This window comes from Flavobacterium sp. WC2409 (genome assembly GCF_041200085.1).
GTDB lineage: Bacteria > Bacteroidota > Bacteroidia > Flavobacteriales > Flavobacteriaceae > Flavobacterium.
This window is the reverse complement of the sequence record NZ_CP165625.1, coordinates 2571808-2587955: the sequence shown is the minus strand read 5'-3', so window position 1 is coordinate 2587955 and position 16148 is coordinate 2571808. Positions and strand designations below refer to the sequence as shown.

The window sequence follows — 16148 nt, the reverse complement described above, 5'->3', positions numbered from 1 at the left end:
AGAAAAAATAAATTTCAAAACTTCGAAGCTTTTCACTACTATCTGGGGCAAGAAAAAAAATAATAAAAAGAGATAGTTTCTGGTCTAATCAACTTTAAACCTTAAACTTTAAACTAAAATAAATAATGAAATCACAAGACGTACGTAAACAATTTCTAGATTTTTTTCAAAGCAAAGGGCATTTAATCGTTCCTTCTGCACCAATTGTTCTTAAAGATGATCCTACTTTGATGTTCAACAACTCAGGGATGGCTCAGTTCAAAGAGTATTTTTTAGGAAATGCCACACCCAAAAGCAATAGAATTGCCGATACGCAAAAATGTCTTCGTGTTTCAGGAAAACACAATGATTTAGAGGATGTAGGTTTTGATACTTACCACCATACTATGTTTGAAATGTTAGGAAACTGGTCTTTTGGCGATTATTTCAAAAAAGAGGCTTTGCCTTTCGCTTGGGAATTTTTGACTGAAGTTTTAAAATTAGACAAAGACCGTTTATACGTTTCTGTTTTTGAAGGGAACGAAGCAGAAAATGTCCCTTTTGATCAGGAAGCATTTGATATTTGGAAACAATTTGTTCCTGAAGACCGAATTATTCTTGGAAATAAAAAAGACAATTTTTGGGAAATGGGAGATCAAGGACCTTGCGGACCTTGTTCAGAAATTCATATCGATTTACGTTCGGATGAAGAAAGAGCTGCTGTTTCAGGTAGAAGTTTAGTAAATGCAGATCATCCTCAAGTAGTAGAGATTTGGAATAATGTATTTATGGAATTCAACCGCAAAGCGGATGGTTCTCTTGAAAAATTGCCTTCCCAACATGTGGATACCGGTATGGGATTTGAGCGTTTGTGTATGGCGATGCAAAACACAACTTCAAATTATGATACGGATGTATTTACGCCACTTATTGAGAAAGTGGAACAGATTACAGGATTAAAATATACTTCAAACGAAGTTAAAGACATAAGCGAGGAACAAAACAAAACGAATATAGCAATTCGCGTTATTGTGGATCACGTTCGTGCGGTTGCTTTTGCCATTGCTGATGGTCAGTTGCCTTCAAACACTGGTGCGGGTTATGTAATTCGTCGTATTTTGCGTCGTGCGATCCGTTACGGATTTACTTTTTTGAATACTAAAGAGCCTTTTATATTTGAATTGGTTGCTGTTTTGGCCAATCAAATGGGTGAATTTTTCCCAGAAATCAAATCGCAACAAAACTTGGTAACGAATGTAATTAGAGAAGAGGAAGCTTCTTTCTTAAGAACATTAGACCAAGGATTGCAATTGCTTGAAAATGTTTTTACTGAAACAAAAGGAAAAGAAGTTTCAGGTGCTAAAGCATTCGAATTGTATGATACTTTTGGTTTTCCAAAGGATTTAACGGCTTTGATTTTAAGAGAAAGAGGATTAGAGTTGGACGAAGCGGGTTTTGATATTGCAATGCAAGAACAAAAAGCGCGTTCTCGAGCAGCATCGGAAGTTTCAACAGAAGACTGGTCTGTTTTAATACCTGGAAATGTAGAAACATTTGTAGGCTACGACGACACAGAAGCAGACGTGAAAATCACCCGTATCCGAAAAGTCGATTCTAAAAAAGATGGCGTTTTATACCAAATTGTATTAGATAATAGTCCGTTTTATCCAGAAGGAGGAGGACAAGTAGGAGACAAAGGAACATTGGTTTCAGCAAATGAGACCATTCAAATTATAGATACTAAAAAAGAAAACAACCTTATTTTACTTTTTGCTAAGCAATTGCCAGAAAATGTAAATGCTAGTTTTGTTGCTAAAGTAAATACTAATTTAAGAACAGCAAGTGCCAAGAATCACTCGGCTACCCATTTAATGCACTTGGCATTGCGTACTGTTTTAGGTACACACGTAGAGCAAAAAGGATCATTGGTAAATCCGAACTATTTGCGTTTTGACTTTTCACATTTTGCAAAAGTAACGGATGAAGAATTGCAGCAGGTAGAGGATTTTGTAAATGCTAGAATTCAAGAACAATTGCCATTGATTGAACGTAGGAATATTCCTTTTGCGCAAGCGGTAGAAGAAGGAGCGATGGCACTTTTTGGAGAAAAATATGGAGATCATGTACGTGCTATAAAATTTGGTGACAGTATGGAATTATGCGGAGGAATCCATGTGAAAAACACGGCGGAAATCTGGCATTTTAAAATCACAAGTGAAGGAGCAGTTGCGGCAGGAATTCGCCGTATTGAAGCAATAACTAGCGATGCTGTAAAAGCTTTTTTTGCATCTCAGGAAAACATGTTGAGCGAAATTAAAGTAGCTTTAAAAAACCCACAAGATTCGCTGAAAGCAGTAGTTTCTCTTCAAGAGGATAATGCCAAATTGAAAAAACAATTGGAAACCTTATTGAAAGAGAAGGCTAAAAATATGAAAGGGGATTTGGCTAAAGAGTTGCAAGAAATCAATGGTATTCAATTTTTAGCAAAACAAGTGGATTTAAATCCAGAGGGTGCTAAAGATTTGGCATATGAATTAGGAAATCTAGGAAGCAATATGTTCCTAGTTTTGGCTACAGCCGAAGAAGGAAAGCCAATGTTAAGTTGTTATATCTCTAAAGAATTAGTAGCTGATAAAGGCTTAAATGCAGGACTGGTGGTTCGTGAATTAGGGAAGTATATCCAAGGTGGAGGTGGAGGCCAACCCTTCTTTGCCACTGCAGGAGGAAAAAAAGTAGAAGGAATTCAAGAAGCTTTAGATAAAGCAGTTGAGTTTGTGAAGTAAAATAGTTTTAATCATTATATAAAATAACCCTTTTAGAGCATGCGCTTTAAAAGGGTTTATTATTTGTAGAATCTATTGTAAAATGAACCACATAGGTTGTATTTGTTAGTTTTTTAAAATAGTAGTTTAACCGAAATATAAGGATTGTAGCGATGAATTTTGTAGCTTTTATTTTATTTTTTTAGGTTTGCCCCATCAATTTAAAAAACAGAAACATTTAATAAATGTGGATAAATTAAGTAACATGCAAACACCAACTAAAATAGTTTTACTAGTTTCAATCTTATTAATAACTCTGTGTTCTTGTACTAACGATAACGGGAATGACAATCAAGCTCTTTTATTAAAAAAGATTGTTGAAGTTGCTGTTGATGGATCTTCGAAAGCAACATTTATTGCTTATGAAGCTAATAAAATTGTGAGTATTGATAAAGTTGGTGAATTTTCAACGTTTTATTATACAGGAGATTTAATTACTAAAATTACTGTGTTAAATAAATCAACCCAAAATCAAAATACGTTAGAATATGTATACTCTGATAATAAATTAGTAAAAATTATTTCTTCAGATAATTATACGTTGAATTATACTCACAACACAGATGGTACAGTTTCTTATGAAAAACTAACAAAGGATTCAAATGCTAATGAGGTTAGAAGTAATCACGGAACTTTATATTTTCAAAATGGAAACCTTATCAAAGATGAAAAAGTTTTAGATAATGTGGGGACAGGAGTTTTGGCAGTTAATAAAATGGAGGTTACTTATGATTATAAAAATAACGCATTGCTTAATATTTTAGGATTTAGTAAACTGTTAGATTATTCTAAATTTATTTCTTCAAATAATGATATTAGTAGTATGGAAACATCATCAGTTAAATATGTAAATGAAGATCAAGCTATTTCAGCTGTCAAAATGAACACCAATAAATATAAATATAATTCGAATGACTATCCTACGGAAATAGTTTCTGAAAACGAAATGTTTGGAGGACATAATGCGAATCATTTAAAGTCGCAATTATTTTATAATTAATGAACATTATAAAAAACAACAAATAAAATTCATCTTCCAAGAAGCAGGTTGTTTTAATTCTAGAATTTGTAGTAGCGAACTGATGATTTTTTAAATAAAATAGGATTGTTTTTAACTCGTAAATTCCCAAATTCATTACTTATATACTGTTTTTTCAAGGCTATTAATAAGTAGTTAATCCGAAAAATAAGGATTGTAACGATGAATTTTGTAGCTTTTATTTTATTTTTTTAGGTTTGATATTGGTAAAGCCCTATGCGTCGACCCTATTAGATTTATTATAATGAGAAAAGGAAAAATTTTATTTGGGGTAGTGTCAATTTTTTTATTGATTCTTTTTTCATGTTCAAAAGATAATAGTGACAACATAAAGTTACTTAAAAAATTAGTTGAAACTTCATCTGATGGTACATCAAATACGACTTTGTTTACTTATAAAGGAAATGAAATTGTAAATACAGACAATGAAAAACAACATGTTGATTATACATATACGAATGGCTTAATCACTAAGATAATTACGAAGACGAAGGTAAATCAAAGTAGTACTTCCTTAGAATTCACTTATGATAAGGACAAATTAGTGGGTATAAAATCATCAGACAATTACTCGATTAAATTCACGCATAAGTCCGATGAAACGGTTTCTTATCAAAAAACAACTTTGAGTTCTCAGAATGAAGAGGTTAAGGTTTATCATGGTGTTTTATCTTTCAAAAATAAAAACTTGATTAAAGACAAAAGAACGCTTGATGATACTGAACCAGGGATCACTTCAAATTACGACCTGAGTTATGAATATGACTTAAAAAACAATCCCTTTTATAACATATTGGGCTTTGATAAGTTGCTGAATCAAAACGATTTAATTTCTATAAATAATAGCCAGATAGGTATTGTGGAAGCAACAATTACAAATGCAGAAGATCAAATCACATCATCGGCTAATTTTTACAAGAGCTCTTTTAAATATGATAAAGAAGGATATCCTACTGAAAAAGTTGCTGAATCAGTGATGCCATCTGATGGGAAATCAGGGTATTTAAAAACTGAATATTTCTACAAATAAAACAGAATAAAAAAGATTGAATTATAATAAAAAACTCAATGGTCTTGATTAAAAGACAATTGAGTTTTTTTGTGCAAAAAATAGTGTTAAATGTTTTTTATTTACTTTATTTATATAAAAAATAAACATGAATAAATTAGCTTTAGGATTAGTCGGTTTAATGCTGATGTTGTTTTCCTGTTCAAGTGATTCTTCTGGGAGTGATTCGCCAGTTGTAGTTGCGCCTTCTGCATTAGTAAAGAAAATTACTACATCTGATTCAGCAGGAAAACTTTTAGTCACAACAACCTTTTCTTATGATGGGAATAAAATTGTAAGTGAGTCTTGGAAGCAAAATAGTTTTAGTATGGGGACTGATATAGGCTATAGTTATAGAATGGATTATAGCTATACAGGAAATTTGATTACCAATAAAAGAATTTATGTGACTCCTTTAGGGTATACAGAGAGGCAAATTATCAAAATTGATTATGTTTACGACAGTAATGGTGATTTAATTTCATCAGTTGAAGAGCATTATCTTGAAAATTACAAAACAATTTTAAAAATTTTATATATTAAAATTGATAATAATACACAAGATTTTAAAATATTTTTGACTGATAGTCGAGATAATATTGAGACTCCTTATCAAAATGGTAAAATCTTTTTTGATGCAAATAGAAATATTATCAAAATGGCTTATTCTGAAGAGGAAGGTTATTTCTCGACTCTCGTTTATGATTTGAAATCCAATCCTAAAAAAAATATTTTAGGATATAATAAAATTATATATTTTGGTCTTCCAACAAATTTCAATCTACACCCTTTGATTCCTCACCTGGATCGATCAAACAATATTTTAAAAATGAATATTCCGGGTTATTATCCAACAAAAAATCAATATACATATAACACAAATGGATATCCTATTGAAAGAAAAGAATATTATGAATATAATGGTGATAAACTCAATGCTATTTTTCAATATTTCTATGAGTAAACAATTTAGTTTGTAAAACCATATAAAACTACCCTTTCAACTATAAAACGTTAAAAGGGTTTTTTGATGCTATTTTTTGATGAAGGAAAAAAACAACTAAACCGTGTTTAAGTCACTAAAATTATTCAAATTTGTAGTAAATTAGAATGATGCAATTCAGAACCCAAATACCTATTCCTAAAAGTAATTCCCTCCTTGATTATAATTCAAAGGTGATTTCTTTAGGTTCTTGTTTTGCAGTCAATATGGCGGAGAAACTAGATTATTATCAGTTTCAAAACAGTTGTAATCCTTTTGGGATTATTTTCAATCCTGTTTCTATTGAAAAATTAGTTCGGTTTGTGGTTTCAGAAAAACAATTTACGGAGGAGGAGGTTTTCTTTCATAACGAACGTTGGCATTGTTTCGATGTTCATTCGGATTTAAGTTCCAATAGTAAAGAAGAGCTATTAATGACTTTAAACTCTATTCTAAAAATTACAAAACAGCAATTACTCGAAGCTTCTCATATTATTATTACCTATGGAACTGCATGGATATATCGTGCTACAGAAAGCGATGAAATAGTAGCGAATTGCCATAAAGTACCGCAAAAACAATTCGCCAAAGAATTGCTTTCGATAGCTACAATTACAGAAAGTATTTCTAACACTATTCAGTTAATTCAATCCATTAATCCAGAAGCAAAATTTATTTTTACCGTTTCGCCAGTGCGTCACATTAAGGATGGTTTTGTAGATAATCAACTAAGTAAAGCGCATTTAATAAGTGCGCTACATGCAACTTTTGACTTTCGACTTTCGGCTGTTACTTATTTCCCGAGTTACGAAATCATGATGGATGAACTGCGTGATTATCGCTTTTACACAGAGGATATGTTACATCCAAGCGCATTGGCGGTTGATTATATTTGGGAGCGTTTTAAAGAAACAAATATTGCCGAAACAGCTTACGAAACAATGGATGCCGTTGCGACCATTCAAAAATCATTACAACATCGAGCTTTTAATCCAGCATCTGAAAGTCATCAAAAATTTGAATCCAATTTGCAAGCTAAAATCAGCAAAATGGTTTCCCAATATTCATTCATGAAATTTTAATTATGTTAAAAAGACTATTCGTTTTTATAGGTTTAATAGTAACAGTGGTGCTGTTATTCAAGTTTTGTGAATTTAAAAAAGCTGATGATGCTACAACTATAGATGGCGCTGGTTTAATTCAGCAGCAAATTGTAAACGTAGGAAAACTGGTTGTTACCGAAGGGCATTATTCGGAAGTAATAACCTATAAAAACCAAGAGAAATACTTGATGGGAATGTTTTCTTTTGATAAAAAAGCATTGATTGTCGTAAATGCAGATGTGACAGTGGCATACGATTTACACAAAATGAAATACGATATTGATGAGAAAAACAAAACAATCTCGATTGTTTATATCCCTAAAGAAGAAATAAAAATTAGTCCTGATATCAAGTTTTATGATGTAGAACAAAGCAAGCTGAACCCTTTTACGGGTGATGATTATAACAAAATCAACAAGTCAGTAAAAGCTAATTTAGCTAAGAAAATGGAAACTTCCACATTAAAATCTAATGCTCAAAATCGCTTAATAAGTGAATTGTCTAAGATCCTTATTACAACCAGTAATTTAGGTTGGACTTTAAAATACGAAGGCAAAGTAATTGAAAGCGATAAAGATTTAAGTCAGCAAATAAAGTTGTAAAAGAAAAAGCCACGAATTTAATTATAAAGTGAAAGCCACGAATTCACTAATTTCTATTATAATTATCTCAAAGTAGATAACCGCAAGTCCACTAAAATAATTTGCGAATTTGTGTTCGTTTTTTTTTAATCTGCCTCTACAATAGTCAGTTTTAATTATAAAGTGAAATCTACGAATTCACTAATTTCTATTATAATTATCTCAAAATAGATTACCGCAAGTCCGCTAAAATAATTTGCGAATTTGCGGTTATCTATTTACAATACGAATCAACTTTAATCAGTGCATTCGTGGCTAAAATTTTATGCTTTTGCCTTCTCAAAAATCAAGTCCAATCCACCAGTAATTAAATGCGCCACTTCGGGTCTGGCAAGTTTTAATTGTTCGAGATGTGCCAATACTTCATCCAATAGTGGAGCATCATTGCGGTCTTTTAAAAGCTCCACAATCTCAACCGAAAGTAACCAATCTTTTGGGTGATTTACTTTTAATTTATTAAAAATAGGACTAAGCGAAGCGTAGATGTCATGCGTCTCCCTAATAATTCTAACAGTTTGGTATAAAATTTCTAAATCATCGCGCTCTGCAGTATGTGTCGCTTTAATAGTGGTGCTAGATGGTAAATGGGTAATCAAATCAAAACTATTCACATCGGCAGGACCAGAGAAAGCCGAAACTACTTTTTTACCCACCGCCATATCATAAACACCCCAATCGGGTTGGAACAAAATCGTTTCACCATGCGTCACCGTACAGTTTTTAAAACGTATCAAGATAATCTCACCTTGTAGGTTTCTAGAACCCGTTACAATTTCGCCTTCCACAGTGATACCGCCTTCAAACTCTAGTTTAACGGCTTTGGATTCTATAATGTCATAGGCATGCAAGTCCTTCGGACTCATATCTTCTATCGCTAAGTTAATTCCTTGCAGTTTTCCTATTGGACTACCAAAACCTTCGGCATGAGTCAAAGTACCATGGCCTACTAATTCTTTTTCGCGGGAAGCCAAAGCTGTTTTTCCAATTGTTTGTATGTAAATCGGTTTCCCTTCATCAGCAATTACTTTGGTAAAAACACCCGAAATTTGCAATCCCGTGCTCAATTCAATCGTTCCCAAAGCGCCCGAGTGAATCAATTTCTCAATTCCAGACAAGCCGCCTGTGCGCAATGCCATTTTATTCGCAAATTCTTCCAAAACCAAATTCAAATACGCAAAAGTTGGCGTAACATACAATTGGGGTTGTAGTTTTGTAATGTCAAAACTTTGGTAGGCTGCTGAGATATCGTAAGGGATTTTCTTCACTTGATCCGTCATGCAGTACGCACTTTCACCAATAGACGACAACAATCCTGCACCGTAAATCTTTGGATTTTCTACCGTTCCTATCAAGCCATATTCCACAGTCCACCAGTGTAGGTTGCGTATTTGAGCCATTTCAGACAGTTCGCCCATGTTGTTTTGCAAGTCTTCGACTGCTTTTTCGGCAGCGTCAATCGTAGCTTGTGGCGTACCTTCGGCTTCTTTGACGATGGATAAAAGTCGGATTGCCTCATACATTTGATAATCCTTGTCCGATGAAATCGCTTTGCATCCTATTTCTCCAAAACGGCGCAAATATTCCGCATATTCTGGATTGGCAATAATAGGCGCGTGACCGGCACCTTCATGAATAATATCGGGAGCAGGCGTGTATTCAATATGTTCCAGTTGGCGAATATCCGAGGCTATTACCAAAACGTTATATGCTTGAAATTCCATAAAAGCATTCGGCGGAATAAATCCGTCCACGGCAACAGCAGCCCAACCTATTTCGGTCAAAATGCGGTTCATACCGTACATACTCGGGATATTGTCAATCTCAATTCCTGTTTTCTTCAACCCTTCCAGATACGAGCTATGCGCCACTTGAGCAAGATAATCCACGTTTTTACGCATCACATAGCGCCAAACCGCTTGATTGATAGGCGTATAATCGCTATAATCCTGAGGTTTAATAAATTGCTTTAAATGTTTGGGTAATCGGTCTAATAACGGATTACTTTCTATAATTGAGTTCATTTCGAAATCGTTGTAGTTATCATGCAAAAGTACGAATTCTTGAAGCCATTTCCCGCTTTTCATTGCAAGTTTTTGTCTAGCCGTTTGTTTTTCCATAGTTTATAAAAGAGCTTCCTCTGGTCGCTTTTTATAAACAGGAAAACCTAAAAAAACGGCTTGTACAAAAAGCTTTCCATTTCAGTCGGGGCTAGGGGAGTTGTGGTAAAATGTTTGTTTATTGATTCCTGTCCTGCAAGGTTTTTTTGAACCTTGTAGGTTTGTTTTCATTCCAATCAATGAAGAATTCCAATAATAAGTAAACTTGAAGCAAGTCATTGCGAGGAACGACGCAATCACACTAATACACGTCTACAAACCAATTCTACATTCTTTTTCATTCCGACGAAGGAGACTCGAGCGTTAGCGAACAGACGAAGTAAATCACATCAAGTACCAATGTGTATTTATATGAAGTTTATCTTTTATTAAGACGAGCCACACGAAAGGATTCGTGCGGCAGCGGGGGGGAGGATAGAACTGTTCGCTGCGGCGAATGTCATCACATGAACCAATTAAATTTAATATATTCTCTTTAGGATTGTAGTTGTAATAATAATGAACCATACGAAAGGATTAACTTCGGTGAATTTCATTTTGTGCAGTAGCGGTGGAATATTCTAATTTAATTTCAGCAAATCCCATATGTAAAATGAAGGCATTATTATCGCTAATTTACCTCCTGTATTGTCAGAATGTGTTCCACTAACAATTCCTACTAATATTGTTCTATCTAAAGCACCAATTTCTACCATTTTACTTATTGATAGATATAATCCTGAACCACTTGCTCCTTGAATACTAGATTTGTCTAAGTAAAATACCGAACACTTTTTATTTTTTCCATAATAAGAAAAAGTTTGGGTTATTAATCCACTAGCATAATTACTTTTAAAGGATAATGCTGAAAAGTGTTCCAATATTAAATCAGTTACTGGATAACCCAGAAAAGTCAGTTCAAATTCTTTCCATAATAGTGTTTTTTCATCACTGATTAATGTTGAAGGAAATGAGGAATTGATAAATCTATTTTTTATATCTAAATTGTAAGGTATTAGTTCCATGATTGCAATATCAGCAATTTGATGAAATTGCCAATTCATTTTTTGATTTAGAGATACTAAATCGATTACCGCTGGCTGATCGTTATTTATTCTAAAAATAATTTTTGAAGTATTTTTTAATTCTTTAGCAACATGGGCAGCAGTCAATAAGAAATATTTGTTTTTGTATTCGATAATAGTTCCTGTACCGTTAGTTCCAGTCGAATCATTAATTTGTTGGTATAACATTACAGTCATATCAGAAACCTCATCTAATGAAAATTTTATTTTAGATTGTGCAAAACTGTGATTTATTATCAGAAATATTATGATGATGTATAATCGCTTCATTTTAATCGTTGTAAGTTAAAAAGTAAAGTTAGTCTTCTAAACCAATTAAATCAATGTTTAGTTATATAATTTATTTCTGAAAAATCTTATTAATTAAAAGTATTTTTTAATTGCTTATAATTTGGTATACAGTTTTGTAATTATAAAACTATTTTAATTTACTTCTAAAATAAACTATCTTTACTCTATTAAATAATTATGGTTATGAATATTGAAGCGCATAAAAACCAGTTGATTAAGAAATTAATTGATGTTCAAGATGAAACACTTTTGGATAAAATTGATGCTATTTTAAATAGCGATTCTATTGTCGCTCTAACATTAGATGGAGAATCTTTAACCAAATCAGAATACATTGCGCATATTGAATCAATAAGTCAATCCGTTGCTGATGGTGCTGAAACTTATACTTCTGAGCAAGTTCGTACTTCTATTTTATCTAAAAAGGAATGACTGTAGTTTGGTCAAAAGAAGCAAAAGACTCCCTTTCTAAAATCTATTATTATATTTTGGAAGACAGTCCTCAAAATGCTGAAATGGTTTTGGATAAAATAATAGCATTAGCAGAATCTCTTCATGATTCTCGTTATGAATTTGCCATAGAGCCAATTATCAATAAAGAAAGATTTCGGCATATTAGCATTTGGTCTTACAAAATCATTTATGAGCGCAAATTAGATTTTGTCTTGATTATTGATATCTTCAACGGAAAACAAAATCCCAATCGGTTGAATAAGTATTAAAAAAAAATCCGCAACATTACTGTTACGGATTTCGATATTTATAAAAAACTACTATTTTTTAATTTACTTCAAAAAGTAGCACTTGCGTTTTCTGTTTGTCCGAGAAATTATTATCGGATACAAAAAGTAAGGATTGCTTGCCATTGGCTAGTTTTGGTCCAAAAGTAATTCCTTCGATATTATCCGTAAAAATTTCTAAATCGTCCATGTTCAAGAGCAGTTTTTTGGAGGCCAATTGAATGCCTTGATTTTGTAAGGAAGCAATATCTTTTACATTGGTCGCTTTGGTAAAATCACATAAATACACTTTTATCGTGCAGGCTTGTTTTCCAGTAGAGTAGGAGCGCTCCACAATCAAGAGTTGGTTTTTACTGTAATACTGTATCGAGGAAATTCCGTTTACGGCAAAGCCAGTATGTGGGTTGGGTTCATGTGCAATCGGATCGAGAAGGTAACCGTATTGCGCCGTGTTTTTTCTCGATTTTGTATCAAATTCAAACAGACGAATCATTCCGCCTTTGGTAGTTGTAGCTTCGGTGTCGTCTTCGTACAGCGGTTCTTCCACGTTCGTGTACACTTTGCTGTAGTCTTTGTTGAAGGTTATTCCTTCGAGAACACCATTGCTACGTGGTCCTTTTTCCTCTTTTTGCATGTTGAGGTTGGTGGGTAAACTAAAGTCGTTGACGAAATTTCCGTTTAAGTCGGCTGTTTGCAACGAAGGATTTTGCAAGACCACAAAATCTTTGGCAATCACTCGAGCCCCTTCGCTACTCCAAACCACTGACTTCGTTTTGGGGTTGTAACGCATTTCTTCAGGATCGATAGATTGAGACGGTTTTGTCTCCCAATTACTGTATTTGGCTCCAGCTTCATTTTTTAAAGTAACCACATTCTCAAAAGCAATATTTTTGATGGTATCTGAATCCAAATGAATTTTGGCAGTATAAAAACGGGCATCATTATAAATGGATCTATCGTCAGAAATGAAATAATACAAATCATTTTTGGCATCATAATCAATACTGGATAAGCCGCCTATAACGGTGTTTTTAAATTCTTGATTGAAAGGCACTTCAGTGGAGTTGATGAAGTGTAAGGTTGGGCTGCCGTTTGCTGTTTCTGTAGGTTTTACACTCGAACAGGATATAAAAGCAAGTTGTAAAAAAGCTAAAAATAATAATTTGCGCATGAAGTGTTATTTAGAATTTAAAAGATCTCCTTTTTGTCCAGCATCTCTGAAATAGTTAATCTTATAATTGAACATCTCAGCCATGTTTTTGGCGCGTAGTTTAGCTTCCTCAGCAATAGTTCCTGTAAATAAGGAGTCTACTGTGGCAATGAAAATTTCCATCCAGCGGTCAAAATGGACTTTGTCTACTGGTAAATGTTTGTGCGGAGGAAAAGGACTTCCGGAATAGGTGTGTACTTCTAGTAAAATAGTTTGCCAAAAGCGGTACATTTTTTCCAAATGTTCAGGCCAGCGGTTGCCTATTTTTTGATTGAAAATAGGACCTATGAAATCGTCTTTTTGCACTTTAGCGTAAAAGGTATCTACCAGTAATTTAATATCGTCTAGGGTAGTTATGTCTGTTTGTATGGTCATAATTGGGTATAAAAAAAGCCTACACAAAGGTAGGCCATTTCTAGTATATACGGTTTAAGCTATTGTTATTTTGGTGGGAATTGTGATAAAATTTTAGCAACAAACTCATTGATTTGACTTTCTTTTTTGTCTCTATTTTCAGTTAAATAACCCACGCCTTCACCTTCCCAAACCAATTCTTTTTTCTTGGCATCAATTAAGTCGATGTATAATGTTCCTTCAGTAGAAGAGGTAACATAGGTACGTCCTCCCCATAAGTAAGGATTCCAACCGTAACCCCAGCCATAACCCCAACCTGCATTGTACTGGTTAACGTCTAGTTTTTCTCTTTCTTTAGTCAAAATGTTGATTAGCAAATCTGGATTTTCACTTTTAGTCATTCCTTTTTTGCTGAGTTCCGCATCAATGGCACGAAGTATTCTTTTTTTATCCAGTTCAGAAACCTGTACTCTATCAATTCCGCTTTTTTGAAAAGCATAAGTTTTAAATTGACTAAAATCTACATTTTTATCATAATCAGAATTGACTCTGATAGAGCTACAAGCGCCCAAAACGAAAAGAAAAAGTACGGGAAGAAGTTTTATTGCTTTCATGGTATGATTATTTGATTAATATGGGTTTACTAAAGTTACGACCAAATTTTTAAAAATCCAATAAACTATCGTCAACTATATTAGGGATGGTCACTTTTAATAAAGGTTGCGTTTCCATAGCCCTTTTTATTGCAAAAATAGCCCCTTCATTACGCGCCCAACTTCTTCTTGATATTCCGTTATTGACATCCCAGAAAAGCATTGAGGCTAAGCGTCTTGAAGCTTCTTTAGAACCATCAAGAACCATACCAAAACCACCGTTAATTACCTCTCCCCAGCCTACGCCACCACCATTGTGAATAGATACCCAAGTTGCACCACGAAAACTGTCTCCAATTACGTTTTGGATAGCCATATCAGCAGTAAAACGAGATCCGTCATAAATATTGGAGGTTTCTCTATACGGTGAATCTGTTCCCGAAACATCATGATGATCTCTTCCTAGCACTACAGTTCCTATTGAACCTTTGGCTATAGCCTGATTAAAAGCTTCGGCGATTTTCACACGACCTTCGGCATCGGCATAAAGAATTCTAGCTTGTGAACCCACCACGAGTTTATTGGCTTGAGCCCCTTTGATCCATTTGATATTATCTTGCATTTGTTGCTGAATTTCAATAGGAGCCTTTTTTGCCATTTCTTCCAGCACAGCGCAAGCAATGTCATCAGTTTTTTGTAAATCTTCTGGTTTTCCTGAAGCACAAACCCAACGGAAAGGTCCAAAACCATAATCAAAACACATAGGTCCCATGATGTCTTGTACATAACTAGGATACCTAAAATCAATGTGATTCTCAGCCATAATATCCGCACCTGCGCGGGACGCTTCTAGTAAAAAAGCATTTCCATAATCAAAGAAATAAGTTCCTTTGGCGGTATGTTTATTAATAGCAGTCGTATGTCGACGTAACGTTTCTTGTACTTTTTCCTTAAATAAATCAGGATTATTAGCCATCATATCATTCGCTTCTTCAAACGTGATTCCAATAGGATAATAACCACCTGCCCAAGGATTGTGCAATGATGTTTGATCACTTCCTAAATCAATATGGATGTTTTCTTGGTCAAATTTTTCCCATACATCCACCACATTTCCTAGGTAGGCAATAGAGACTACTTCTTTATTGGCTTTCGCCAAAGCGACTCTGCTTACCAATTCATCCAAATCTTCGATGACTTCGTTAATCCAACCTTGACTGTGACGGATGTGCGTGATTTTTGGGTTGACCTCGGCACATACGGTGATGCAACCCGCAATATTTCCTGCCTTGGGTTGGGCGCCACTCATTCCGCCTAATCCAGAGGTTACAAATAATCCCCCTTCTGGCGTTTTTTTTATTTTTCTAAAACCATTCAAAACTGTAATCGTCGTTCCATGTACAATTCCTTGCGGACCGATGTACATATAACTTCCAGCGGTCATTTGGCCGTATTGCGATACACCTAAAGCATTCATCTTTTCCCAATCATCCGGTTGAGAATAATTAGGGATTACCATACCATTTGTCACCACCACTCTTGGAGCTGCTGCATGTGAAGGGAATAAACCCATAGGATGACCAGAATACATGGTTAAAGTCTGGTCTTCTGTCATTTCCGACAGGTATTTCATGGTCAAAAGGTACTGTGCCCAGTTTTGAAAAACGGCTCCGTTACCACCATAAGTAATTAATTCATGGGGATGCTGCGCTACGGCATAATCCAGATTGTTCTGAATCATTAACATTATAGCTTTTGCTTGTTCGCATTGTCCAGGATATTCATTGATGGGACGCGCACGCATTTCATAATCAGGGCGCAAACGGTACATGTATATGCGTCCGTAAGTTTCTAATTCTGCTTTGAATTCAGTGATTAGTTCCGCATGATGTTTGGCATCAAAATAACGTAGGGCATTACGAAGCGCTAATTTTTTTTCTTCGGCTGACAGTATTTCTTTTCGCTTTGGAGCATGATTTATATTCGCCTCATAGGGTTTAGGTTGTGGCAATAGCGTAGGTATTCCTTGTTGGATTTGTTCTTGAAAAGTCATTTTTTTAATTTAAAGATTGAAAAATTTAAAGATTGAAAAAGTGATAATTGCTAAAATTAGAATACTCTAATTTTAAATTAGCACATTTTCTATTTAAAAAAAGTGACTATGG

14 protein-coding genes are annotated in these 16148 nt (G+C 34.2%); 8 read left to right on the top strand and 6 right to left on the bottom strand.

The window, feature by feature from the left end; genetic code table 11:
* Window positions 1–125 precede the first annotated feature (125 nt).
* The 6 genes from alaS to AB3G34_RS11080 all read left to right on the top strand — a co-directional run bounded on the left by alaS (window position 126) and on the right by AB3G34_RS11080 (window position 7575).
* Complete coding sequence (alaS, locus tag AB3G34_RS11105; RefSeq protein WP_369752484.1) at window positions 126–2762, top strand: alanine--tRNA ligase; 2637 nt, start codon at window positions 126–128, stop codon at window positions 2760–2762.
* Window positions 2763–3006: 244 nt separating this feature from the next.
* Window positions 3007–3801, top strand: coding sequence for a hypothetical protein (locus AB3G34_RS11100; RefSeq protein WP_369752483.1), 795 nt, complete (start codon window positions 3007–3009; stop codon window positions 3799–3801).
* 283 nt (window positions 3802–4084) lie between these two features.
* On the top strand, window positions 4085–4870 hold the full coding sequence (locus AB3G34_RS11095; protein ID WP_367771837.1) for a hypothetical protein: 786 nt from the start codon (window positions 4085–4087) through the stop codon (window positions 4868–4870).
* A 127-nt stretch (window positions 4871–4997) separates the two neighbouring features.
* Window positions 4998–5852 carry a hypothetical protein gene (locus AB3G34_RS11090; protein ID WP_367771835.1) on the top strand — a complete coding sequence of 285 codons (855 nt, stop codon included), beginning with the start codon at window positions 4998–5000 and terminating at the stop codon, window positions 5850–5852.
* Between the two features lie 149 nt (window positions 5853–6001).
* The gene (locus AB3G34_RS11085; protein WP_369754097.1) at window positions 6002–6952 is read left to right on the top strand and encodes a GSCFA domain-containing protein; all 951 of its coding nucleotides are present in this window, start codon (window positions 6002–6004) and stop codon (window positions 6950–6952) included.
* Window positions 6953–6954: 2 nt separating this feature from the next.
* The gene (locus AB3G34_RS11080) at window positions 6955–7575 is read left to right on the top strand and encodes a DUF4230 domain-containing protein (protein ID WP_367771832.1); all 621 of its coding nucleotides are present in this window, start codon (window positions 6955–6957) and stop codon (window positions 7573–7575) included.
* Between the two features lie 302 nt (window positions 7576–7877).
* Here the strand turns inward: AB3G34_RS11080 and AB3G34_RS11075 are convergent, their stop codons facing one another.
* Together AB3G34_RS11075 and AB3G34_RS11070 are read right to left on the bottom strand one after the other, a co-directional pair.
* On the bottom strand, window positions 7878–9635 hold the full coding sequence (locus AB3G34_RS11075; RefSeq protein WP_369754096.1) for an aromatic amino acid hydroxylase: 1758 nt from the start codon (window positions 9633–9635) through the stop codon (window positions 7878–7880).
* A gap of 656 nt (window positions 9636–10291) precedes the next feature.
* The gene (locus AB3G34_RS11070; RefSeq protein ID WP_367771829.1) at window positions 10292–11065 is read right to left on the bottom strand and encodes a hypothetical protein; all 774 of its coding nucleotides are present in this window, start codon (window positions 11063–11065) and stop codon (window positions 10292–10294) included.
* A gap of 204 nt (window positions 11066–11269) precedes the next feature.
* Between AB3G34_RS11070 and AB3G34_RS11065 the strand changes: the two genes are divergently transcribed.
* Together AB3G34_RS11065 and AB3G34_RS11060 are read left to right on the top strand one after the other, a co-directional pair.
* Window positions 11270–11518: a hypothetical protein gene (locus AB3G34_RS11065; RefSeq protein ID WP_367771826.1), complete on the top strand. Its 249-nt coding sequence runs from the start codon at window positions 11270–11272 to the stop codon at window positions 11516–11518.
* Window positions 11515–11808 carry a type II toxin-antitoxin system RelE/ParE family toxin gene (locus tag AB3G34_RS11060; RefSeq protein WP_367771824.1) on the top strand — a complete coding sequence of 98 codons (294 nt, stop codon included), beginning with the start codon at window positions 11515–11517 and terminating at the stop codon, window positions 11806–11808. Before AB3G34_RS11065 ends, AB3G34_RS11060 begins: the two co-directional genes overlap by 4 nt.
* Before the next feature lie 58 nt (window positions 11809–11866).
* Here the strand turns inward: AB3G34_RS11060 and AB3G34_RS11055 are convergent, their stop codons facing one another.
* The 4 genes from AB3G34_RS11055 to AB3G34_RS11040 form a co-directional block, all read right to left on the bottom strand.
* On the bottom strand, window positions 11867–12997 hold the full coding sequence (locus tag AB3G34_RS11055; protein WP_369752482.1) for an esterase-like activity of phytase family protein: 1131 nt from the start codon (window positions 12995–12997) through the stop codon (window positions 11867–11869).
* 6 nt (window positions 12998–13003) lie between these two features.
* A complete protein-coding gene (locus AB3G34_RS11050; protein WP_367771818.1) occupies window positions 13004–13411 on the bottom strand; it encodes a group III truncated hemoglobin in 408 nt (135 codons plus the stop codon).
* A gap of 65 nt (window positions 13412–13476) precedes the next feature.
* Window positions 13477–14004 (bottom strand): DUF4136 domain-containing protein, encoded by a 528-nt coding sequence (locus AB3G34_RS11045; protein WP_367771816.1) that lies wholly within the window; start codon window positions 14002–14004, stop codon window positions 13477–13479.
* A 49-nt stretch (window positions 14005–14053) separates the two neighbouring features.
* On the bottom strand, window positions 14054–16036 hold the full coding sequence (locus AB3G34_RS11040; protein ID WP_369752481.1) for a urocanate hydratase: 1983 nt from the start codon (window positions 16034–16036) through the stop codon (window positions 14054–14056).
* Window positions 16037–16148 lie beyond the last annotated feature (112 nt).

Coding starts and splice junctions, on each gene's coding strand:
- alaS (WP_369752484.1), top strand. CDS start 126: ATGAAATCACAAGACGTACGTAAACAATTTCTAGATTTTTTTCAAAGC.
- AB3G34_RS11100 (WP_369752483.1), top strand. CDS start 3,007: ATGCAAACACCAACTAAAATAGTTTTACTAGTTTCAATCTTATTAATA.
- AB3G34_RS11095 (WP_367771837.1), top strand. CDS start 4,085: ATGAGAAAAGGAAAAATTTTATTTGGGGTAGTGTCAATTTTTTTATTG.
- AB3G34_RS11090 (WP_367771835.1), top strand. CDS start 4,998: ATGAATAAATTAGCTTTAGGATTAGTCGGTTTAATGCTGATGTTGTTT.
- AB3G34_RS11085 (WP_369754097.1), top strand. CDS start 6,002: ATGCAATTCAGAACCCAAATACCTATTCCTAAAAGTAATTCCCTCCTT.
- AB3G34_RS11080 (WP_367771832.1), top strand. CDS start 6,955: ATGTTAAAAAGACTATTCGTTTTTATAGGTTTAATAGTAACAGTGGTG.
- AB3G34_RS11075 (WP_369754096.1), bottom strand. CDS start 9,635: ATGAACTCAATTATAGAAAGTAATCCGTTATTAGACCGATTACCCAAA.
- AB3G34_RS11070 (WP_367771829.1), bottom strand. CDS start 11,065: ATGAAGCGATTATACATCATCATAATATTTCTGATAATAAATCACAGT.
- AB3G34_RS11065 (WP_367771826.1), top strand. CDS start 11,270: ATGAATATTGAAGCGCATAAAAACCAGTTGATTAAGAAATTAATTGAT.
- AB3G34_RS11060 (WP_367771824.1), top strand. CDS start 11,515: ATGACTGTAGTTTGGTCAAAAGAAGCAAAAGACTCCCTTTCTAAAATC.
- AB3G34_RS11055 (WP_369752482.1), bottom strand. CDS start 12,997: ATGCGCAAATTATTATTTTTAGCTTTTTTACAACTTGCTTTTATATCC.
- AB3G34_RS11050 (WP_367771818.1), bottom strand. CDS start 13,411: ATGACCATACAAACAGACATAACTACCCTAGACGATATTAAATTACTG.
- AB3G34_RS11045 (WP_367771816.1), bottom strand. CDS start 14,004: ATGAAAGCAATAAAACTTCTTCCCGTACTTTTTCTTTTCGTTTTGGGC.
- AB3G34_RS11040 (WP_369752481.1), bottom strand. CDS start 16,036: ATGACTTTTCAAGAACAAATCCAACAAGGAATACCTACGCTATTGCCA.